Source organism: Mycobacterium sp. 050272 (assembly GCF_039023525.1).
Classification (GTDB): domain Bacteria; phylum Actinomycetota; class Actinomycetes; order Mycobacteriales; family Mycobacteriaceae; genus Mycobacterium.
This window is the reverse complement of record NZ_JBCHKV010000001.1, coordinates 833827-853823: the sequence shown is the minus strand read 5'-3', so window position 1 is coordinate 853823 and position 19997 is coordinate 833827. Positions and strand designations below refer to the sequence as shown.

Below are 19997 nucleotides of genomic sequence, written 5' to 3'. Positions count from 1 at the left end.
ACATGCGTTTCCTATGTGTTTCCAATGCGATCGGTGCGCGCCTCCACGACCTCTGCTTGCATGGTTGCCGTGGCGAATGAAATCTTCAACAGCGAAACACGGCTGTCCTGGGTCTTGGGGGCGCTCGCCGGTGTGCTGGGTGCGACCTCCTTTCTTCATTCCGCCGGGTATTTGGTGACCTTCATGACGGGCAACGCCCAACGTGCTCCGCTCGGGTTCTTCCGCGGCGAGGTGTGGCCTTCGGTAGCCGCGATGCTGCTGATCCTGTGCTTCGTTGCCGGGGTGGTGATCGCGTCGGCCTGCCGGCGGCATTTCTGGGTCGCGCATCCACACGGACCGACCGTGCTGACCACCTTCAGTCTGATCGCGGCCACCTTGGTCGACGTAATCGATGAGGGCTGGAGCGAAAGTGATGTCGACTTCCCGCCAATCGCGCTGATGGCGTTCGGCATCGGCGCTTTGAACACTTCCTTCGTCAAGAACGGCGAGGTGTCGGTGCCCTTGAGCTACGTGACCGGCACGCTGGTCAAGATGGGCCAGGGCATCGAGCGACACATCGCCGGTGGTCGGGCTGCCGACTGGCTGGGGTACTTTCTGTTGTTCGCCAGCATCGTCCTGGGCGCCACGCTGGGCGGCTTCATCGGTTCAGTCGTCAACGGCACCGCGATGCTGGTGGCCGCCACCGCCGTGTGCGCTTTGACGACCGTCTACACCTATTTCCATCAGGACCGCCAGGCAGAGCTGAGAAAAAAGGACGCCAAAGAATAAGCCGCCTCGGCAGCAGCACTGATTGGTGCGCTGCTGCCGAGGCTGACTTTGCCATTCTCAGCCGGCGGGAGCGGCCGCCGGGGCAGGTGGTGCCGTGGTGGGCGAGTTGAGCACCTGCAGCATGTCGGGCTTCATCGCCATCAGCTGCTGGTTCCAGTAGGGCCACGAGTGAGTTCCGTTGGCAGGGAAGTTGAACACACCGTTGCGTCCACCGGCTGCCACGTAGTTGTTCTGGAACTGCTCGTTGGTGCGCAGCGTCAGGCCCTCGAGGAACTTCGCCGGCATGTTGTCGCCGCCGAGGTCGCTCGGTGTGCCGTTACCGCAGTACACCCACACGCGGGTGTTGTTGGCGACCAGCCGCGGGATTTGCAGCATCGGGTCGTTGCGCTTCCATGCCGGGTCGGTAGACGGGCCCCACATGCTGTTGGCGCTGTAACCACCCGAGTCGCTCATCGCCAAGCCGATCAGCGTCGGCCACCAGCCGTCGGAGGGGTTGAGGAAGCCGGAAAGCGAAGCGGCGTAAGGGAACTGCTGTGGGTAGTAGGCGGCCAGGATCATCGCGGAGCCACCCGACATCGAAAGCCCCACCGCGGCGTTGCCGAACGGCGACACCTGCTTGTTGGCCTGCAACCACAGCGGCATCTCCTGGGTCAGGAAGGTCTCCCACTTGTAGGTGTAGTTCTGGCCGTTGCTTGCCGAGGGCTGGTACCAGTTGCTGTAGAAGCTGGACTGGCCGCCGACAGGCATGATCACCGAAATGCCGGACTGGTAGAACTCCTCGAATGCCGGGGTGTTGATGTCCCAGCCGTTGAAGTCGTCCTGCGCCCGCAGACCGTCGAGCAAGTAGACCGCGTGCGGTCCGCCGCCCTGGAATTGGACCTTGATGTTGCGGCCCATCGACGGTGATGGAATCTGCAGGGTCTCCACTGGAAGACCCGGCTTCGAGAACGCCCCCGCAGTCGCCGAGCCGCCGACAACAGCGACCAGACCGGACAACAGGGCAGCGCTTACAACCGCGATCGCCAGTCGGCGCGGCCGAAATGTCGCGGCGCCACGCAACTTCCCAACGAATGTCATAGCGATAACCCATCCCAACTTTCATCTGCCGCGTCGCGCGGTGGAATCTGTTCTCCGGGAGTGAAACACAGCGGGAGGGTCTGATTCGTCTGGCACGGCCGGGCCCGTAGATCGCGGTTGGCTAACGATTCGGAGTCGCCGAGTTATCATCTCGGTCAGGTCACGATCGGCTCCCGGAACCGTGCCACCCCCTTGCGCCGCGATCGCGCATGCGTTACCGCCTAGGCGACCAAGCGCCGCAAAAGTGTTGAGGCGGTGGCAATTCCAAGCAGCGCCGCCACGACCAGCACGACGAAGTCCAACAAGTTCAGCGGGGTGCCGATCAACAGCCCGCGCAACGCGTCGACCTCGTAACTCAGCGGGTTGACGGTGCTCAGCACACGCAGCCACGACGGCATCACGTCGACCGGGTACAGCGCGTTCGACGCGAAGAACAACGGCATCGTGATGGCCTGTCCGATACCCATCAGGCGGTCGCGATTGCGGACCAGTCCGGCCAGCGTCATCGACAGGCAGGCGAAGAACGCCGCGCCGAGCATCACGGTGGCCATGGCCGCCAGGATGCGCAGCGGGTTGATGGTCAGGCCGACGCGCATCAGGTAAGCCAGCGCCAGCACCCCGACGACTTGGGCGACCGAGCGCACGCCGGCCGCGAACGCCTTGCCGGTGATCAGCGACGCCGCCGGTGCCGGCGTCACCATCAGTTTGGACAGCACGCCGGCGTCGCGGTCCCAAATGATCTGGATGCCATAGAAAATCGAGATGAACAGCGCCGACTGCGCGATGATGCCCGGGGCCAGGAAGGCCTGGTAGGACACCGATCCGGTGTTGATGACACGCAACTTGCTGAAGGTGGTCCCGAAGATCAGCAACCACAGCGCCGGTTGCACCATTCGGGTGACCAGCTCGGTGCGGTCGTGCTGCAGCTTCTGCAGTTCGACAATCGCGAAAGCGCCGACGCGCCCGAACGTCGCGCTGACTCGCTGCCATCCGCGCGGTGCACGCACCAGCGTGGCGGCCGGGATTTCACAGGTGTGATCAACTGGCACGGCTGGCAACCTTTCTACTGGAACGGATTTCACGGAAGTCGGACTTGGATACTTCGGAGGACGCGGAGTCGTCGCGCAGGTCGGTGGACGCAAAGTGGCGGAAGACGTCCTCGAGCGTCGCGCCGGACGACACCTTCGACTTCAGCTCAGTGGGGGTGCCCACGGCACGCAGGACGCCGTGATGCATCAGCGCGACGCGATCGCACAAGGCGTCGGCTTCCTCCATGTAGTGCGTGGTCAGCAGCACGGTCATGCCGAACTGGGCCTGCATGCTGCGCACCTGGTTCCACACGCCGTCGCGTGCGATCGGGTCCAATCCCACGGTCGGCTCGTCGAGCACCAGCAGCGACGGGCGATTGACCAAGGCCTGTGCCACTTCCAGGCGGCGCACCATGCCGCCGGAATAGGTGGCGGCCAGGCGGTCGGCCACATCGAGTAGCTCCATCGCGTCCAGTGCCTGCTCGACCCGGCCGGCCCGCTCGCAGCGCGGTACCCCGTACAGCCGGGCGAACCATTCCACGTTCTGTCGGCCGGTCAGTGCGGGTTCGATCGAAAGTTGTTGCGGGACATAACCGATATTGCTGCGGATGTCGACAGTATCGCGCCGGGAGTCCATCCCGAAGATGCGCAACTCGCCGTGCTGCACGGGGGTCAGCGTGGTGAGCATCCGCACCAGCGTCGTCTTACCCGCGCCGTTGGGTCCCAGCAAGCCCATCGTCTCGCCGGGCCGCACCTTGAGTGTCAGATCGTCGACGGCGGTGAAGTGGCCGTAGTGGAAGGTCAGGTGCCGGCAGTCGATCGCCATCGGTAATTTCGTCATCATTTCTCCTGTAATCTGCGGGCCACCATGTCGAGAATCTCCAACCCCTTTGTCAGAGAATCGATTTGGTCGTTATTGAGTTCTTGCATCACTTCGGACAGCAGCGCGCGCCGGGCGGCACGCGATGCGTCGACGATCTGCTGGGTGGGCTCGGCGAGTCGTAGTTGGCAGACGCGACGGTCGGTCTCGTCGACGGTCCGAATCAGCGAACCGTTGGACACCAGCTTGGAAACCATCGTCGAGGCGGTGTTGGGGACCAGCCCGAGTTCGGTCGCCGCCGCGCGCACCGAGATTCCGGGGCGGCGGCCGACCAACCAGAGCAGCTCCGACTGAGCCTCGGTGAAGCGGGCGGAGTCCAGCCCCCGGCCGGCGGATCTGCGCAGCTGGCGGCGGAATCGGCCGACGACGCCGAACACTTCGCCGACCAGGTCGGTATGCGATCTGAGTGCTTGCATATATACCTCTGTTTACGAGCTATATATGTGTACGGGCTGTGTAGGGCCTTTATCTGGGCTACTTCTCGAGGTGGTGCAGCATGACCTCGGTCACTGCACCGTGATCGACGCTGGTTGTCATGTAGCTGCAGAACGGCTGGCGGCGTCGATCCGTCGGCGAGCCCGGGTTGAGCAGGCGCAGGCCGGACGGGGCCGTCGTATCCCAGGGAATGTGGCTGTGGCCGAACACCAGCACGTCAGTGTCCGGATAGAGCCGCGACATCCTGGCTTCGCGGCCGGACGCCGCACCGGTTTCGTGCACGACCGTGAACCGCACACCCGCCAGCGTCACGTCGGCTCGCTCCGGCAGCCGCGCCCGCAACCGCGGTCCGTCATTGTTGCCCCAGCAGCCGACCAGGCGCGCTGCCCTGGATTCCAGCTCGTCGAGCAATTCGAGCGCGATCCAGTCACCGGCGTGGATGACGACGTCGGCCTGCTCGACCTCCTGCCACACCCGGGCCGGCAGATCGCGGGCGCGTTTGGGCACATGGGTATCGGCAATCAGCAGCAGCCTCACGAGTTCTATGCTTACCCGCGAGCAGAGGAGAAAGCATGCGTACCTTCGAGTCAGTCGCCGACCTCGCCGCCGCCGCGGGGGAGACCATCGGGCAAAGCGACTGGGTGACCATCACTCAGGAAGACGTCAACCTCTTCGCCGACGCGACTGGTGATCACCAATGGATCCACGTCGACCCGGAACGGGCGGCCGCCGGTCCCTTCGGTAAGACCATCGCCCACGGCTACATGACGCTGTCGCTGCTGCCGCGGATGCAACACGATATGTACACCGTCAAGGGCATTAAGCTCGCAATCAACTACGGCCTGAACAAGGTTCGCTTTCCCGCCCCGGTGCCGGTGGGGTCGAAGGTACGGGCGAGAAGTTCGCTGGTCTCGGTCGAGGACGTCGGCGGCGGCGCCGTGCAGGCGATCGTGTCCACCACCGTCGAGATCGAAGGGTCGCCGAAGCCGGCCTGTGTGGCCGAAAGCATCGTTCGCTACATTTCCTGACGTCTGCTCGGCAGGGAAGCGTGCGTCAGAACTCGGCGATCGCGTGCTCCAGTCGCTCCGCCAGGCGGGCCTCGGCTTCCGCGCGTCGGGTCGGTATGTGAGCCGACGGGAAAGGCGTTGTCACAGGCTGGTATTTACGCAGCGTGCGGCGGGCGACGGTCATCTTGTGCAGCTCGGTAGCGCCGTCGGCGATGCCCAGCGACTCGGCGGCCACCAGCATCTTGACGAACGGCATCTCGTCGGAGACCCCGAGAGCGCCATGCAGGTGCAGCGCGCGCTGCGCGACGTCGTGCAGCACCTGGGGCATCGCGACCTTCACCGCGGCGATGTCGCGGCGCACCTTCTGGTAGTCGTGATGCTTGTCGATCAGCCAGGCGGTGCGCAGCACCAGCAGCCGGAACTGCTCGATCTGGATCCAGCTGTCCGCGATCTTCTCCTGGGTCATCTGAAAGTCGCTGAGATGGCCATGCCGGGTCTTGCGTGACACGGCGCGCTCGCACATCATGTCGAACGCCTTGCGTGCCAACGCGATAGTGCGCATCGCGTGGTGGACCCGGCCGCCACCGAGGCGGGTCTGTGCGATCATGAACGCCGATCCTTCACCGCCGAGCACGTGATCGGCCGGCACCCGGACATCGTTGTAGCGGACGTAGCCGTGCGAACCGTGCTTTGATTCACCGCCCACCCCGACATTGCGGATGATCTCGATCCCCGGCGTCTCGGCCGGAACGATGAACAGCGACATCTTGTCGTAGGTCCGGGCGTCGGGCTTGGTGACGGCCATGACGATGAAGAACGACGCATGCTTGGCGTTGGAGGAGAACCACTTCTCGCCGTTGATCACCCAGTCATCACCGTCCTGGGTCGCCGACGTCACGAACATCCCGGGATCGGAGCCGCCCTGCGGTTCGGTCATCGAATAACACGAGGAGATCTCGCCGTTGAGCAGTGGCTGCAGATAACGCGCCTTCTGCTCTTCGGTGCCGAACAGCGCCAAAATTTCGGCGTTGCCGGAATCCGGCGCCTGGCAGCCGAACACCGACGGCGCCCAGCGGGAGCGTCCGAGGATTTCGTTGAGCAGTGCGAGCTTGACCTGGCCGAAGCCCTGGCCGCCGAGTTCGGGGCCCAGATGCGCCGCCCACAGGCCTTGATCCTTCACCTGCTGCTGCAACGGCCGCAGGATGGCCATCATCTCGGCGTTCTTTTTGTCGTACGGATCAAGGGCGACCAGATCGAGCGGCTCCAGCTCGTCGACCATGAACTTTTCGACCCAGTCCAGCTTCGCCTGGTATTCCGGGTCCGTTTCGAAGTCCCACACCGTGGCCACCCATCCGCCGGTGCACCGTCGCACCGGCATCTCAGCTACAACCCGCAACGGGCTCCCTCATCGTAGATGCGATCCGTCGTACGGGCGTCAAGGGAGGCCGGTGGTCGCGCCGGCCTAACTCAGTCGCCGGCGCCGCGGGTTTCTATGACCCGATCCGCGATGTCGACGAGTTTTGTTTGTTGCTCCTGAGATAGCAGTCGCAGCATGTCGAAGGCGCGCACGTCGTCCACGTCGTAGCGCTCCATGATGATGCCCTTGGCCTGGCCAATGCGATCTCTGGACGACAGTGCTGATTGCATGTGTTCTCCGTGCCGCTCCGCCAAGATCGCCGCTGCGGCATGCGCCGCCAGCACCGATCCAATGGTTTCCGCTTCGGTGTCCCACACTCCCGCCTCGAAACCGAACAAGTTCAGCGCGCCCGCGGTGCGGTCCGCCGTGTACAGCTTGAACGACAGGCCGCTGAGGACACCGAGCTGCACGGCTGCCGGTGCGTATCGAGGCCACCGTGTCTCACTACGGAGATCGTCGGCGCGGACAATCGTTTCTTGAAGAGCCGCCTCGGCACACGGTCCTTCGCCGAAATCCTGCTGGAGTTTGTCGAGCTGTCCAGCCAGGCCGTCGGTGTCGGCAAGGGACTCGAATTCCCCGGCTTTCTTCACCAGCAACACTCCGGCGACGTCGGCTCCCGGTATCAATTCCACCGCTGCCTCGGTGACATCCCGGAGCACCTGGTCGAGTGCGCGCGGGGTGGCAATTGCGCGGGCGAGTTCGGCCATGCGGACGGCGAGCTCATGCCTGGCGTTCCGCTGCGAAGGATCCATGAGATCGCATTCTGCACGATCTGGGGCGCGGCTTGTACCCGGTGTTGGCCGCACGAACCGGCGGAATGCGCAATACGTTGCGCCACAGCGCAAACCAAGCCAGGCAGCGAAAGCAGCTAGTGCAGCTTGGGCAGGACGTAGTCGCGATAGAAGTTGATCGCGGCGATGGGGTCGCCCTGCGGGAAGTGCAGAAACGGGATCGCGCCGCCGTCGAGAACCCACTGCACGGCGGTGACGTGTGTGGCGGGATCGGTGCCGACGGTCCAGTTGGCCAGCACTTTCTCGATCGGGTTTGCCTCGGCGGCACGCTGAATCTCGACCGGATTGGGTTGGTCGGCGGCCCCGGCGGTAAATCGCCACAAGGCAGCCGTGCGGGCGGCTTCTTCGGCGTCGCCGACGACGGCGAACAATTCGGCGCGCTTACCTAACGTCGCGGGATCCCGCCCGGCGGCGTGGGCACCGTCGTTGAGCGCGGCCAGCAGCTTCGGATTGATGAGATCGCGGGATTGAGTGATCCAGCCGTCGCCGTATTGCCCTGCCAACCTTGCGCTTTTGGGTCCGCTGGCGGCCACGAAGATAGCCGGCGGATTCGGTGGTATGTCGTAGAGCTTTAGCGAGTTGGTGTGAAAGTAGCGGCCCGCGAACGAGATTCGCTCACCAGACCAGAGCTGCCGGATCAGTTGGATCGCCTCGACCAGCCGGTCGTGACGCTCGGGGTACTTGCCCCACATGTTGGTGGTGGCCTGCTCGTTGAGCCGCTCGCCGGTCCCGACGCCCAAGAACACCCGGCCCGGACTCAGTATCGCCAGCGACGCGAAGGCCTGCGCCACCGTTGCCGGGTGGTAGCGGTAGGTCGGACACGTGACTCCGGTGCCGAAGGAGATGCGGCTGGTGCTGTTGCCCACCAGTGCCAGCGTCAACCACGGAAACATCGAGTGGCCCTCGTTGTCCTGCCACGGCTGGATGTGGTCGCTGGCCCAGACGTATTGGAAGCCAGCCTTTTCGGCGGCCTGGGCCTGCAACACCAGCTGGTCGGTGCGAAATTGCTCGTGCGACAGCGTGATTCCCACGCCCTTGGTCACCGGCGGCGGATTGCTGGGAGAACCGCGATGTTCGCTCGAGCATCCACCGGCCAACGCGCCGGCGCCGAGCACCCCCACGCCGGTGGCGATCTGCCCGAATGTCCGACGTGAGAGTGCGGTCATCGCACTAAAGTACCCCTCGTCTGCACCCTGAGACGCGTGCTGTTGAGGCGGGACCTCGTCGTCTACGCCGTGGGTGCACTCGCGGCGGTCACGGGCTTCACCATGATGTTCCGCGGTCCGTCGTTCTGAGCAGGTTTTGCCACTAGCCTGGCGGGATGGCCCCCCAGGCACGTCCGGCGCGCAAAGCCGACCTCCGCGAGTTGTCCGCCACCTTGAGCCGTGCCTTCTTCGACGATCCGGTGATGACCTGGATATTTCCCAATAGCATGACCCGGACCGCGCATCTGATGCGGATGTTCACCGCCATGACCCGCCACCATCATCTGCCCCAAGGCGGCGTCGAGGTGGCCGACAACGGATCCGGCATCGGTGCGGCTGCCCTGTGGGATCCGCCAGGTCACTGGCAGGAATCCCGCCGGGCCCAGTTCGCGATGACGCCCGCCTTCTTGAGGGTGTTCGGGTTGCGGACCGGGATGGCACGCGACATCCAGGAAATGATGAAGCGCGAGCATCCCGAAGAGCCGCACTGGTATCTGGCCGCGATCGGCAGCGACCCGACGGTCCGCGGCCAGGGCTACGGCCAGGCGTTGATGCGGTCGCGGCTGGACCGCTGTGATGCCGAGCACTGCCCGGCCTATCTCGAGTCGAGTAAGCCCGAAAACGTGCCGTACTACCTGCGTTTCGGCTTTGAGGTCACCCAGGAAATGCCACTGCCGGGCGGCGGCCCGCCGCTGTGGGCGATGTGGCGCGAACCCCGCTAGGGGTCAAGGGTTGCTTCGCCAGCTGGCGATACCGATGGCGATCATGCGCAACTGCTTGACCGCGATCCGCCGAATGTCTTCGAGCGCCTCGGCGGTCTGGGCGTCCTCGATCGCCTCGGCGATCACGATCATCGAGTTGACGAACAGGGTCGCCAGCACGTTGAGGTCCTCGGTGCTCCAGGCGTTGAGGCCCGGAAAGCGGGCCAGGTCGGTGGCCAGCTCCGAGGTGATCAGCCGGATCTCGGTGCGGATCGCGTAGCGCAGCACGCTGAGACCGCTGTTGCGTTCGCGGCCGATCAGACGCCAGTGCTCGCGGCGGTCGGCGACGCTGGCGATCAGGATCTCGACGGACGACTCGATCACCCGGTTCGGGTCGAGCTTGCCGGCGCGCGCGTCGCGCAGGGTGTCGCGCAAACTGCGAAACGACTCGTCGATCAGCACCAGCCCGAGCGCCTCCATCGACTCGAAGTGCCGATAGAAGGCCGCGGGCACGATACCGACCTCGCGGGTGACCTCACGCAGGCTCAGGGCCGAAAAGCTGCGGTCTTGCAGCAGCTTGAGCGCCGCGGCGATGATGGCGCGCCGAGTGGCCTCCTTGCGCTCTTCGCGTGAGGGGCTTTCTCGGGAACGCTCGCGGCCCGAACGGTGCGGCCGTGAGCTAGGAGTACGACCGTTCACTGTGTGAAGCCTACCACAGAGCTGCGGAAACCCTTGACTAGCTGCACCCATACGCCGCACGGTGTACATATGTTCACTCAAAGAAGTCAGACCTCGCGTCGGAGCTTCGCCAAGACTTTCCGGAACCGCATCCTCGGTTCCGACCTGGTTGACCTGCTTACCGGCCCGCACGGTGTCGACCGCTACACCGAGCTGGTAGACCCAACCTGGACCCAGGGCGAAGCCCGCGCCAAGGTCGTCGACGTGCGTCGCACCACGCCGCGCAGCGTCACGCTCACCCTCGCGCCGAACGAGAGCTTCACCACCACCACCCACACCGTCAAGGCCGGTCAGTACGTCAACGTCACCGTCGAGATCGACGGCCGCCGGCACACCCGCTGCTATTCCCCGGCCAACGTCGAAGGCAGCGAAACCGTCGAGTTGACCGTCGGCCGGCACGACGGCGGGTTGGTCTCGAACTTCCTGTATGAGCAGGCCCGCCGCGGCATGGTGGTCGGGCTGACCGGTGTCGGCGGCGACTTCGTCTTGCCGGCGCAACGGCCGCGACGGATTCTGCTGGTCTCCGGTGGTAGTGGCATCACGCCCGTCATGGCGATGCTGCGCACCCTGGTCGCCGAGGGCCACGACGGTGAAATCGCGTTCGTCCACTACGCGCGCACCGAGGCCGAGGCGTGCTACCGCGAGGAGCTGGCCGCGATGCCCGGGGTCCGGGTGTTGCACGGGTTCACCCGTTCGGGTTCGGGCGAGCTCGACGGGCGCTTCGGGCCGCATCATCTGGCCGCCGCGATGCCCGACCCAGATGCGGTATTCGTTTGCGGCCCAACAGCTTTGGTCGACGCTGTCCGCGAGCACTGCGACAACGTGTGCACCGAGAGCTTCGTGCCGCCGGTCAGCACGGCTCCGTCGAACCCGTCGGGCGGACGGATCACGTTCGCGGACAGCGGAGTTGACGTTGTCGACGACGGCCGCTCGCTGCTCGAGCAGGCCGAATCGGCCGGCCTGACGCCGGAGAACGGATGCCGGATGGGCATCTGCCACACCTGCACCCGCCGGAAGGTCTCCGGCACCGTGCGCAGCCTCACCACCGGCGCGGTCTCGACCGCCCCGGACGAAGACATCCAGATCTGCGTATCCGTCCCCGTCGGCGACGTCGATCTATCCCTTTAATTTTCGTAAACCTTTGGAGGAGGAGCTATGTCACACGACAAGATCACCCTTACCCCCGAACAGGCCGACGCGTTCGGCCGTGAACTCGACGCCATCCGAGATCGGGTGATGGCAGACCTCGGCGCAGCGGACGCCGACTATATCCGTCGCGTCATCAAGACTCAGCGGACGCTGGAAGTCGGCGGGCGCGCTCTGCTGTTCCTGCCGCCGGCCTGGCTGCTGGGCACCGCGATGCTGGGAGTCGCGAAAATCCTGGACAACATGGAGATCGGCCACAACATCATGCACGGCCAGTACGACTGGATGCGCGACCCGAATATCTCCGGGCGCTCGTTCGAGTGGGACACCGCGTGCCCGGCCGACCAGTGGCGCCATTCGCACAACTACATGCACCACACCCACACCAACATCGTCGGGATGGACCGCGACATCGGTTACGGCATCATCCGGATGAGCGAAGACCAGAAATGGACGCCCTACTTCATCGGCAACCCGCTGTATGCGTTCCTGCTGATGGTGCTGTTCCAGTACGGCGTCGCGCTGCACGAGCTGGAGACCGAGAAGATCCGCTCCGGCGAGATCCGGGTCTGGGACAAGAAAGACACCCTGAAGGAGATCTGGAAGAAGACCAAGCGCCAGACCCTCAAGGACTACGTCGCGTTCCCGCTGCTGGCCGGCCCGTTCGCCCCGTTCGTCTTCACCGGCAACATGACGGCGAACCTGATGCGCAACGTGTGGTCTTACATGATCATCTTCTGCGGCCACTTCCCGGACGGTACCCAGGAATTCACCGTCGAAGAGACCACGGACGAGTCGCGAGGCCAGTGGTACTTCCGCCAGGTGTTGGGTTCGGCGAACCTGACCGGCGGCAAGATCTTCCACCTGCTGTCCGGCAACCTGTCGCACCAGATCGAGCACCACTTGTTCCCCGACATGCCGGCGCGCCGGTATGCCGACATCGCACCCGAGGTCCAAGAGATCTGTGAGCGCTACGGGATTCCCTACAACAAGGGACCGTTGCTGCAGCAGTTCGGCACCGTAGTGCGCAAGATCGTCCGGCTGACCTTCCCGGACCCGGGCAAGCTGACGTCGTTGCTGCCGAAGATCAAGGCCGACAAGCCGGCCGATCGCGAGCCCGTCGCGGCCTGAGGCCCGCCCCGGGTGGGGGACAATGGGCGGCGTGGAGTGGACCGGAGCACGTTACGCCGACATGCCGACCGTGGAAGTTTCGACGTGGATTGACGCCGATCCGGCCCGGGTCTGGAATCTGGTCTCGGATATCAAGCTGATGCCGACCCTGAGCAACGAGCTGCAGTCCGTGGAGTGGGCCGGCGGCGCCGACCGGCCGAAGGTGGGTGCCCGCTTCGTCGGCTACAACCAGCACGACGCGTTCGGCGAATGGAGCACCACCTCGCACATCGTTGTCTGCGAGCAGCACCGGGAATTCGCCTGGGCGGTCGGCGATGCCGGGCATCCGTCGGCGATCTGGCGGTTCCGGCTGGAACCTCGGGACGGCGGCACCAGCCTGAGCTACTGGATGCAGATGGGACCGGGACGCTCGGGGCTTTCGGCGGCGATCGACGCCATGCCGGACAAAGAGGAAAAGATCGTGTTCGTCCGGCTGCGCGAATTCGAGACCGCGATCGGCAAGACCCTGGCGGCGATCAAGAGGCTGGCCGAACACGGGGTGCGCTGATGCGCACTGCGACCACGGTCGAGTTGTCCGGTGGCAGCGACGAAACCGGCCAGGTGGTGACGCTGGCCGTCGAAGCCGAAAAGCTGGGCCTGGACGTGTGCTGGGTCGCCGAGGCGTGGGGTGCCGATGCTGCGTCGGCGCTGGGCTACCTCGCGGCGCGCACCGACACGATGCTGCTCGGCTCCGGCATCCTGCAGGTCGGCACCCGGTCGCCGGTGCTGGTCGCTCAGACCGCGATCACGCTGTCCAACCTGTCGAACGGGCGTTTCCTGTTGGGGCTGGGCGCTTCCGGGCCTCAGGTCATCGAGGGCCTGCACGGCGTCTCGTTCCGCCGGCCGCTGGCCCGCGTCGCCGAAACCGTCGATATCGTGCGGCAGGTGTTCGCCGGGGGCAAGATCTCCTACTCCGGCAACGAGTTTCAGATCCCCCGTCCCGGCGAGGCGGTCCCGATGCGGGTGGCGAACGCGCCAGCGCATGCCATCCCGATCTACCTGGCCACGCTGTCGCCGGCGATGCTGCGGCTGACCGGACAGATCGCCGACGGCTGGCTGGGCACCAGTTTCGTGCCCGAAGGCGCTGCCGAGGCGTACTTCGCCCACCTCGACGAGGGCCTCGAGAGCGCCGGTCGCACCCGCGCGGACATCGACATCTGTCAGGGCGCCGAGGTCGCATTCGCGGCCGACGAGGACGAGCTGAGCGGCATGGTCGGCAACCGCAAGAAGGAACTCGCCTTCAGCCTCGGCGGTATGGGGTCGTCGAGCACGAACTTCTACAACCAGGCCTACAGCCGGCAGGGCTGGGCCGATGTCGCCGCTGCAGTGCGTGAGCGCTGGCAGGCCGGCGACCGCGACGGCGCCGCGGCGCTGGTGAGCGACGACATGGTGCTGGGCACCACGCTGATCGGCACCGAGCAGATGGTCCGCGCGCGCCTGGCGGTATGGCGCGATGCCGGCGTCGACACCGTGCGACTCTATCCGGCCGGCGACACGCTGGATGCCAAGCTCACGACCCTGGGTCGCGCGATCGAGCTGGTCCGCGAAACCTCTTGACTTGCGCCGAGTGTGCACTGGTTGCGACTTGTCGCCGTCTTTTTCGCGCTCAGGACACACTCGGCGGACGCGACGTCAGCTGACGGCGGTCGGTGCGTCGATGGCCTTGACGAGCTGCACCTCGGGCCGCTGTGGCACCCCGTCGGACAGGAACCACCGGAACGCCAGGTTGCCGAGTGGATAGCCCAGCGTCGTCAGTGAATTCGGATGGGCCAGGATGTCTTTGGACAATACGATCGTCACGGAGCCGTCGCTGTTGAGCGCGGCGCTGTGGTTGTTGAGCGACGAGCGGGCACCCTCGTCGCCGTAGGTGGCCATGAACTGGTTCCACACCACCAGGTTCCAGAACCGGCATGACGGCGGTCGATGCGTGATGACCAACGCCTCGTCGTCGTCGAGCACGAAACTGCCGTACGCGTAGCAGGCGTCGCGGGCCGACCAGCCGAAGTTGGCATCGGGAACCTGATAAGGGTCAGCGAATTGGTTTGCGGCGTGCGCGGTTTCGTGGCCCAGCCCGTGTTGGTCGTCCACCCGTGTCCCGACGGCCAGCGGCACGATGGCGAACATGGTGCGCATCCAGGCCGCGACCGCGCGCAGGCTGGCCGCCGTCTCCGCGTCGCCATGCCGGATCGGCTCCGGCTCGTCGAGTGCCTCGATCTGCCATGTCACCGGGCGACCGGTCGACGGGTCGGCCTGGTAATCGCGGGTCATCAGCACCACCGCGTCCGGTGTCGCCGGGAAATCGAAGGCGAAGTTGCCGTCGGCGTCGATGTCGAGATCGGTGTCGCGGACGATCGCGACGATGCGGTCCGACCATGCGCCCGGTGCGGGTTCGTTGTAGGCGGTCACCGAAAAGTACACGCTGTCACCCTTATTGCCGCTGATGCGATACCGCCGCTTCTCATCGACCGGGCAGATGAAGTAATACGCGTCGGTGTTGTCGCCACCCCAACGGCGATCGCGACGGAATGGGGTGTTGACGGCGACGAACTGCGGACGACCGGGCTCGGGGAACAGGTAGGTGTCGAAGGCGACGCCCAAAGTGGTGGCCAACATGCGATAACCATCGGCAATGTGACGGTCGTCGGTCACCGCGCGGTCGCCCTGCAGGAAGGAGCGGTCCAGGTCGCCGATGGTGGCCAGCAGCTCGTTCCACGCGGCTGTCGATTCGTGCGTCATGCGCTGATTCCTTTCAGGAGCAACGTGGTGGTGCGGTCTATCCAGGTGTCGTCGAATTCGTCCGGGCGGGTGAGCAGGCCCATCAGGGTGATGCCGGCGATGGCATCTGTTATTTGGGAGGCGAGTTCGGAAGCTGTTGCGTCGCTGCGTACTTCACCGCGAGCCGCGGCGCGTTCGAGCAACTCGCCGAGACCGCCGCCGGTGATGCCGGCGAAACGCTCCAGTAGCACCGAATGCAGGGTCGGATCGGCTGCCATCTCGCCGACCAGGCCCGGTAAGGCGGCCCGGGCGGCTGGCGTAGTCAGGAAAACCATTGCGCGACGGACCATTTCGCGAAGATCTGCGGGCAGCGACCCGGTGTCGGGGATCTCGGTGGCGGCGCCGATCGGGAATACCGCCTCGTGCACCAGATGCGCCTTACTGGGCCAGCGGCGGTAGATCGCGGGCTTGCTGGTGCCGGCGCGTTCCGCGATGGCCGAGACCAACAGCCCCGGATAACCGGTCTCGGCCAGCAGCTCGACGGTGGCGCGCAGCACCGCAGCGTCGATGCGCGGGTCGCGGGGTCGGCCAAAATCCACTACCATTACGAAACTCAGAGTAACATAAGTCGCCGTGACCGACGCCGTTCGCCTAGACGACCTGACCTTGCCCCGTTTCAGTGTCGAGGGTCAGCAGATCCTCGACATGATGGCCACGATGGCCCCGCAGTGCCCGCTGGAGTCCGACGCGTTGCACGCGCAGGCCAGCGCCGATACCGGCCTGCACGACTTCGGGTCCGACGACTACCGGGAACGCCTCGAGGTCTACCTCGCCGCGGTGCGTGAGATCGACGGGCTGCACGGCGCCGGCATCGTCAACTTCTACGGCCAACTGCTGCAGCTGCTCAAGAACCGTCTGCTGCTGACCGACCTTTTGAAGCGGCATCCCGAGATCAATGACATCGAATTGCGCTCGCCGGTGGTGATCGCCGGGCTGCCCCGCACCGGCACCACGCACCTGCACAATCTGTTGGCCGCGCCGCCCACCTTCCGCACCATGCCGTACTGGGAAAGCAACGAGCCGTTCCCGTTACCGAATGAGGTTGGCGTCGAACCGGATCCACGGCGCGCGAGGATGGATGTCGCGGTCGGGGTGGTCAACATGGTGATGCCGCATTTCCCGCTGATGCATGAGATGACCACCGATCACGTGCACGAAGAGATCCAGCTGCTGGCCAACGACATCTCTACGATGCTGTTCGAGACGCTCGGCGAGGTGCCGCGCTGGCGCGATTACTACCGCACCCATGACCAGACGCCCCACTACGAATACCTCGCCACTCAACTCAAGGCGATGCAGTTCCTGCGCGGCGGCCGGCGCTGGCTGCTCAAGTCGCCGCAGCATCTCGAGCAGGTGCGGGTGCTGGATCGGGTGTTTCCCGACAGCATCGTCGTGTTCACCCACCGGGATCCGGTGCCGGTGGCGCTCTCGATGATCGCGATGATCACCTACTCCGCACGCATGCACCGCTCACCGGTGCCGGTGGCACAGATCGCCAACTCGTGGATCGACCGCCTCGATGCGATGCTCACCGCACTCGTGCGTGATCGCGACGCCATCGGTCCCGATCGCTCAATCGACATTCGGTTCAACGATTTCATGGCCGACGAACTCGGTGTCGCCGAGCGGGTCTACGCCCTGGCCGGCGAACCGTTCACCGACGAGGCACGCAAGCCCATCGCCGACTACCTCGCGAACCACCAGCGCGGCCGCTTGGGCAACGTGCAGACATCATTCGAAATGTTCGGTCTGCAGGAGGGCGCGCTGCGCGAACGGTTCGCTCCGTATGTCGAGCGGTTCCTGGATTAGCGTGCGCCGCCGAGGACCTGTCGTCCAGGCGATCCATTTCGCCTGTGACATCTGAGAGATGTCACATATACTTGAGCCAAAGATATATGATCGTGCGTGAGCAGGCAGGTTTCCGACGCGCATCGGATGGGTGCGCTGTCGCACCATGTCGCGAAAGTTGTACGCGATCGACAACCTCGCGACGTATCGCCCGACGAGGCGAAGGCATGCTTCGCTGAAATAGGCCGCATCGCAATCGCTCTCGGCCGCGGTGTCGAAAGCGTGCTGCGGTCCGGCGATCCAGGGAAGGCCGCCAAGCTGCGCCATGACGGCGATGCCATGGACGAGCTGTACCGCCACCTGTTCACCGTCTTGATTGAGCAAGACTTGACACTCTGCGTTGCGGCAGTAGTCGATGTTGCGCTGCTCGGAAGCTACTACAAAACGCTTTGCCGACCACGCCATCCGCATCGCAAACAGGATCGTCGTCGTCCAACGGCATCCGCACCCCCGCGGTCAAAACGCCTCGGGTTGCGGCACTACCTCCGAAGACGCGATGACTCCGGATGGGCTACCGGCAGTTTCCGGGTCGGCCCGCTTTGCCCCGCTAGTCCAAAGCCGCACTTATGTGATGGTCACCAATGAACGCGACGCGAGTGATTGTCGTCTCGACGGGGGCGAACAGGCCCCTGGTGCGATCAGCTGGCGGGGTTTTCGAAAGACTTCAACATGATGTTGATGACGCGGTCCAGATGCTCGGCCCGTACGCGGGCGGCCTTGTCGGGATCGCCCTTTCGGACCGCAGTTACGAGAGCTCGATGGTAGCGGTTGGCTCTGGCCGCCATTGCTGGATCGTCCCGCACCATCTTCGCCACAGGCAGCATCGACCTGTTCCGCAATGTTTCGATCATGTTGAACAACAGGGGCCATCGGGTACGAAGAGGTTCAACGAGACACGCGTGGAACTCGTGATTCAGCGTCGTCCAGGCGCCCATGTCGGACTCCCGATCCATCTCTTTGACCAGTCGGGCGGCGATCGTGCAGGCGACCACTCGGTCTTCTTCAGCCAGCGCTGCCACCTCGGCCATCGCCCGCGACTCAAGTAGCGACCGTAATGCATAAATCTCGGACAACTCCGCGGCGCTGGACGCGTGTACTCGAGCGCCCTTATGCGCGTCGATATCGACCAATCCGGACGCGGCAAGGTCACGCAGCGCTTCGCGGACGGGAGTGACGCTTGTCCCGATCCGTTGCGCAACGTCGGCAAGGACTACCCGGCTGCCGGCATCGATCTCCCCTCGTAAAATCATATTTCGTATTGTGTCGCGTGCCAGGTCGACCCCAGTGCGAGAAGTGCCGGGTACCCCCTCGCTCTTGCGAGTGGCGTAAGATACGCTGCCCATTTCCGTATGTACTCCTTGCCCCTGCGTCCTTCTCACGAAATCGTATATCTTCGTGGCCTCTGGTTACTACTCGAACCGCGTGACGGCCTTCTGCGCCGCCGCAATCGCCGCCGGAGTACGTCAGGTCGTGATTCCGGCTGCCGGCTTGGATTCTCGCGCCTACCGTCTGCGATGGAACCCTGACTCCATACTCTTCGAGCTGGACCAACCGCTGATACACGCATTCAAACGACGAGTGCTGACGACGACCGGGGCGGTTGCGCGGGCCACCCGGCGTGAGGTCGCCGTCGACCTGCGTGACGACTGGGTTAAGTCATTACACGATAACGGTTTTGACACATCGAAGCCCGTTGCATGGTTAATCGAAGGGCTGTCGATGTATCTGGGCGGTGATGCTCAACGGCAACTCTTCGACGCCGTCGCCGCGTTATCCGCACCCGGTAGCCTAGTCGCCATCGAGCAGATGGCGATTCTGCCAGATGTGGTGATGGACAAGCTGTTCGACGACGCGACCGAACGCGGCGACGCTGGGGAGTTGAGATTCCTGTCGCTGATCTACACCCAGCGACGCGACGAGGCCGCGACTTGGTTTCGTTGCCACGGCTGGCAGGTCGAACGCACCGAGTTGCTGGACCTATTGAACGTCCATGACCGTCCGACGCCACAGATAGGTCGGCATGCCTGGTTCACGTTCAGTGCGCTTAGCCTCGTCACTGCCGTGAGAGCGGATAGCTCATTGCGCACGGTTCCTCAGATGGCATCCTTGCGCTAGCTTTTCAAGCATGGTCACCATGCCCGCGTTGGACGGAGTCGAGCACCGGTACGTAGAACTCGGCGACGGAGTGACAATCCACGTCGCCGACGCCGGGCCGCCCGGCGGACCGGCCGTGATGTTGGTGCACGGCTTCCCGGAGAACTGGTGGGAGTGGCATGAGCTGATCGGTCCGTTGGCCGCCGATGGCTATCGGGTGTTGTGTCCGGATCTGCGCGGTGCGGGCTGGAGTTCGGCGCCCCGCTCGCGCTACACCAAGGTGGAGAAGGCTGAGGATCTCGCCGGCGTGCTCGACCATTTGGGTATCGACAAGGTGAAGCTCGTCGCCCACGACTGGGGCGGACCGACCGCGTTCATCATGATGCTGCGCCATCCGGAGAAGGTAACCGGATTCTTCGGCATCAACACCGTTGCGCCCTTTGTGAAGTTGAGTCCGTCGGGGGTGCTCAACCTGTGGCGGCTCTGGTACCAGATTCCGATATCGTTGCCGGTCATCGGTCCCCGGTTGCTCAGGGATCCCAACTCGCGGTTCATGCGAATGTTGGGGCCCTGGGTCGGTGGCGGGTTCTCGATTCCCGAAGAGAGCGCCGGCTTGTACCTCGAGTGCATGCGCGAGCCCGGCCACGCGGAGGCGGGCTCCCGGTGGTACCGCAGTTATCAGACCGGAGAAATGATGCGCTGGGTGCGCGGCCAGTACGCGGACGCTCGCGTCGACGTGCCGGTCCGCTGGCTGACCGGTACGCAGGATCCGGTGATCACGCCCAACCTGACCGACGGATACGAGGACCACATAAGCGATTTCGAGGTGGAGCTGGTCGACGATGCCGGCCATTGGATCATCGCGCAACGACCCGACTTGGTGCTGGACCGGGTGCGCGCGTTCTTGAAACTGTGAG

At 64.7% G+C, this 19997-nt stretch carries 23 protein-coding genes; 10 read left to right on the top strand and 13 right to left on the bottom strand.

Translation table 11 applies throughout. The features are described 5' to 3' along the window. Positions 1 to 69 precede the first annotated feature (69 nt). Positions 70 to 768 carry a YoaK family protein gene (locus AAHS21_RS04230; RefSeq protein WP_342926416.1) on the top strand — a complete coding sequence of 233 codons (699 nt, stop codon included), beginning with the start codon at positions 70 to 72 and terminating at the stop codon, positions 766 to 768. Between the two features lie 57 nt (positions 769 to 825). Here AAHS21_RS04230 and ag85C read toward each other — a convergent pair whose 3' ends face one another. The 5 genes from ag85C to AAHS21_RS04205 form a co-directional block, all read right to left on the bottom strand. Beyond that, a complete protein-coding gene (ag85C, locus tag AAHS21_RS04225; RefSeq protein WP_342926415.1) occupies positions 826 to 1845 on the bottom strand; it encodes a diacylglycerol acyltransferase/mycolyltransferase Ag85C in 1020 nt (339 codons plus the stop codon). A gap of 221 nt (positions 1846 to 2066) precedes the next feature. After that, complete coding sequence (locus tag AAHS21_RS04220) at positions 2067 to 2894, bottom strand: ABC transporter permease (RefSeq protein WP_342926414.1); 828 nt, start codon at positions 2892 to 2894, stop codon at positions 2067 to 2069. Continuing rightward, the gene (locus AAHS21_RS04215) at positions 2884 to 3717 is read right to left on the bottom strand and encodes an ATP-binding cassette domain-containing protein (protein WP_342926413.1); all 834 of its coding nucleotides are present in this window, start codon (positions 3715 to 3717) and stop codon (positions 2884 to 2886) included. The genes AAHS21_RS04220 and AAHS21_RS04215 overlap by 11 nt, the downstream gene beginning before the upstream one ends. Then, positions 3714 to 4169, bottom strand: coding sequence for a MarR family transcriptional regulator (locus AAHS21_RS04210; RefSeq protein ID WP_342926412.1), 456 nt, complete (start codon positions 4167 to 4169; stop codon positions 3714 to 3716). The genes AAHS21_RS04215 and AAHS21_RS04210 overlap by 4 nt, the downstream gene beginning before the upstream one ends. Before the next feature lie 58 nt (positions 4170 to 4227). Further along, a complete protein-coding gene (locus tag AAHS21_RS04205; protein WP_342926411.1) occupies positions 4228 to 4725 on the bottom strand; it encodes a metallophosphoesterase in 498 nt (165 codons plus the stop codon). A 35-nt stretch (positions 4726 to 4760) separates the two neighbouring features. Between AAHS21_RS04205 and AAHS21_RS04200 the strand changes: the two genes are divergently transcribed. Beyond that, on the top strand, positions 4761 to 5216 hold the full coding sequence (locus tag AAHS21_RS04200; protein ID WP_342926410.1) for a MaoC family dehydratase: 456 nt from the start codon (positions 4761 to 4763) through the stop codon (positions 5214 to 5216). Between the two features lie 25 nt (positions 5217 to 5241). On the opposite strand, the gene AAHS21_RS04195 is transcribed toward AAHS21_RS04200, so the two are convergent. From AAHS21_RS04195 to AAHS21_RS04185, 3 genes are all read right to left on the bottom strand, one after another. Beyond that, the gene (locus AAHS21_RS04195) at positions 5242 to 6534 is read right to left on the bottom strand and encodes an acyl-CoA dehydrogenase family protein (protein WP_342926572.1); all 1293 of its coding nucleotides are present in this window, start codon (positions 6532 to 6534) and stop codon (positions 5242 to 5244) included. Positions 6535 to 6662: 128 nt separating this feature from the next. Further along, on the bottom strand, positions 6663 to 7364 hold the full coding sequence (locus AAHS21_RS04190; RefSeq protein WP_342926409.1) for a GAF and ANTAR domain-containing protein: 702 nt from the start codon (positions 7362 to 7364) through the stop codon (positions 6663 to 6665). Between the two features lie 116 nt (positions 7365 to 7480). Beyond that, positions 7481 to 8569, bottom strand: a complete 1089-nt coding sequence (locus AAHS21_RS04185) for a F420-dependent hydroxymycolic acid dehydrogenase (RefSeq protein ID WP_342926408.1) — start codon at positions 8567 to 8569, stop codon at positions 7481 to 7483. Between the two features lie 155 nt (positions 8570 to 8724). On the opposite strand from AAHS21_RS04185, the gene AAHS21_RS04180 reads away from it, so the two are divergent. After that, positions 8725 to 9330 (top strand): GNAT family N-acetyltransferase, encoded by a 606-nt coding sequence (locus AAHS21_RS04180; RefSeq protein ID WP_342926407.1) that lies wholly within the window; start codon positions 8725 to 8727, stop codon positions 9328 to 9330. A gap of 3 nt (positions 9331 to 9333) precedes the next feature. Here AAHS21_RS04180 and AAHS21_RS04175 read toward each other — a convergent pair whose 3' ends face one another. Next, complete coding sequence (locus AAHS21_RS04175; RefSeq protein ID WP_342926406.1) at positions 9334 to 10008, bottom strand: TetR family transcriptional regulator; 675 nt, start codon at positions 10006 to 10008, stop codon at positions 9334 to 9336. Positions 10009 to 10077: 69 nt separating this feature from the next. On the opposite strand from AAHS21_RS04175, the gene AAHS21_RS04170 reads away from it, so the two are divergent. The 4 genes from AAHS21_RS04170 to AAHS21_RS04155 are packed head-to-tail and all read left to right on the top strand — an operon-like array spanning position 10078 to position 13920. Then, positions 10078 to 11175, top strand: coding sequence for a ferredoxin reductase (locus AAHS21_RS04170; RefSeq protein WP_342926405.1), 1098 nt, complete (start codon positions 10078 to 10080; stop codon positions 11173 to 11175). A gap of 27 nt (positions 11176 to 11202) precedes the next feature. Next, positions 11203 to 12324: an acyl-CoA desaturase gene (locus AAHS21_RS04165; protein ID WP_342926404.1), complete on the top strand. Its 1122-nt coding sequence runs from the start codon at positions 11203 to 11205 to the stop codon at positions 12322 to 12324. Positions 12325 to 12346: 22 nt separating this feature from the next. Next, positions 12347 to 12871 (top strand): SRPBCC family protein, encoded by a 525-nt coding sequence (locus tag AAHS21_RS04160; RefSeq protein ID WP_342926403.1) that lies wholly within the window; start codon positions 12347 to 12349, stop codon positions 12869 to 12871. Then, positions 12871 to 13920: an LLM class flavin-dependent oxidoreductase gene (locus AAHS21_RS04155; RefSeq protein WP_342926402.1), complete on the top strand. Its 1050-nt coding sequence runs from the start codon at positions 12871 to 12873 to the stop codon at positions 13918 to 13920. The genes AAHS21_RS04160 and AAHS21_RS04155 overlap by 1 nt, the downstream gene beginning before the upstream one ends. Positions 13921 to 13995: 75 nt before the next feature. Here AAHS21_RS04155 and AAHS21_RS04150 read toward each other — a convergent pair whose 3' ends face one another. Together AAHS21_RS04150 and AAHS21_RS04145 are read right to left on the bottom strand one after the other, a co-directional pair. Further along, complete coding sequence (locus AAHS21_RS04150; protein WP_342926401.1) at positions 13996 to 15099, bottom strand: DUF1214 domain-containing protein; 1104 nt, start codon at positions 15097 to 15099, stop codon at positions 13996 to 13998. Beyond that, a complete protein-coding gene (locus tag AAHS21_RS04145) occupies positions 15096 to 15683 on the bottom strand; it encodes a TetR/AcrR family transcriptional regulator (protein WP_342926400.1) in 588 nt (195 codons plus the stop codon). Before AAHS21_RS04145 ends, AAHS21_RS04150 begins: the two co-directional genes overlap by 4 nt. Before the next feature lie 28 nt (positions 15684 to 15711). On the opposite strand from AAHS21_RS04145, the gene AAHS21_RS04140 reads away from it, so the two are divergent. After that, complete coding sequence (locus AAHS21_RS04140; RefSeq protein WP_342926399.1) at positions 15712 to 16947, top strand: sulfotransferase; 1236 nt, start codon at positions 15712 to 15714, stop codon at positions 16945 to 16947. On the opposite strand, the gene AAHS21_RS04135 is transcribed toward AAHS21_RS04140, so the two are convergent. Continuing rightward, the gene (locus AAHS21_RS04135) at positions 16870 to 17397 is read right to left on the bottom strand and encodes a hypothetical protein (protein ID WP_342926398.1); all 528 of its coding nucleotides are present in this window, start codon (positions 17395 to 17397) and stop codon (positions 16870 to 16872) included. The genes AAHS21_RS04140 and AAHS21_RS04135 overlap by 78 nt on opposite strands. A 227-nt stretch (positions 17398 to 17624) precedes the next feature. Continuing rightward, a complete protein-coding gene (locus AAHS21_RS04130; protein WP_342926397.1) occupies positions 17625 to 18329 on the bottom strand; it encodes a GntR family transcriptional regulator in 705 nt (234 codons plus the stop codon). Between the two features lie 52 nt (positions 18330 to 18381). On the opposite strand from AAHS21_RS04130, the gene AAHS21_RS04125 reads away from it, so the two are divergent. Continuing rightward, entirely contained in the window at positions 18382 to 19101 is a 720-nt protein-coding gene (locus AAHS21_RS04125; protein ID WP_342926396.1) for an SAM-dependent methyltransferase, read from the top strand. 10 nt (positions 19102 to 19111) lie between these two features. Continuing rightward, positions 19112 to 19996, top strand: coding sequence for an alpha/beta hydrolase (locus AAHS21_RS04120; RefSeq protein WP_342926395.1), 885 nt, complete (start codon positions 19112 to 19114; stop codon positions 19994 to 19996). Position 19997 lies beyond the last annotated feature (1 nt).

Bases quoted from the DNA above. Each gene is read 5' to 3' on its own strand.
- AAHS21_RS04135 (WP_342926398.1), bottom strand. From the start codon at position 17,397: ATGCGGATGGCGTGGTCGGCAAAGCGTTTTGTAGTAGCTTCCGAGCAG.
- AAHS21_RS04170 (WP_342926405.1), top strand. From the start codon at position 10,078: ATGTTCACTCAAAGAAGTCAGACCTCGCGTCGGAGCTTCGCCAAGACT.
- AAHS21_RS04215 (WP_342926413.1), bottom strand. From the start codon at position 3,717: ATGATGACGAAATTACCGATGGCGATCGACTGCCGGCACCTGACCTTC.
- AAHS21_RS04150 (WP_342926401.1), bottom strand. From the start codon at position 15,099: ATGACGCACGAATCGACAGCCGCGTGGAACGAGCTGCTGGCCACCATC.
- AAHS21_RS04180 (WP_342926407.1), top strand. From the start codon at position 8,725: ATGGCCCCCCAGGCACGTCCGGCGCGCAAAGCCGACCTCCGCGAGTTG.
- AAHS21_RS04165 (WP_342926404.1), top strand. From the start codon at position 11,203: ATGTCACACGACAAGATCACCCTTACCCCCGAACAGGCCGACGCGTTC.
- AAHS21_RS04155 (WP_342926402.1), top strand. From the start codon at position 12,871: ATGCGCACTGCGACCACGGTCGAGTTGTCCGGTGGCAGCGACGAAACC.
- AAHS21_RS04160 (WP_342926403.1), top strand. From the start codon at position 12,347: ATGGGCGGCGTGGAGTGGACCGGAGCACGTTACGCCGACATGCCGACC.
- AAHS21_RS04120 (WP_342926395.1), top strand. From the start codon at position 19,112: ATGGTCACCATGCCCGCGTTGGACGGAGTCGAGCACCGGTACGTAGAA.
- AAHS21_RS04200 (WP_342926410.1), top strand. From the start codon at position 4,761: ATGCGTACCTTCGAGTCAGTCGCCGACCTCGCCGCCGCCGCGGGGGAG.
- AAHS21_RS04210 (WP_342926412.1), bottom strand. From the start codon at position 4,169: ATGCAAGCACTCAGATCGCATACCGACCTGGTCGGCGAAGTGTTCGGC.
- AAHS21_RS04130 (WP_342926397.1), bottom strand. From the start codon at position 18,329: ATGGGCAGCGTATCTTACGCCACTCGCAAGAGCGAGGGGGTACCCGGC.
- AAHS21_RS04145 (WP_342926400.1), bottom strand. From the start codon at position 15,683: ATGGTAGTGGATTTTGGCCGACCCCGCGACCCGCGCATCGACGCTGCG.
- AAHS21_RS04185 (WP_342926408.1), bottom strand. From the start codon at position 8,569: ATGACCGCACTCTCACGTCGGACATTCGGGCAGATCGCCACCGGCGTG.
- ag85C (WP_342926415.1), bottom strand. From the start codon at position 1,845: ATGACATTCGTTGGGAAGTTGCGTGGCGCCGCGACATTTCGGCCGCGC.
- AAHS21_RS04190 (WP_342926409.1), bottom strand. From the start codon at position 7,364: ATGGATCCTTCGCAGCGGAACGCCAGGCATGAGCTCGCCGTCCGCATG.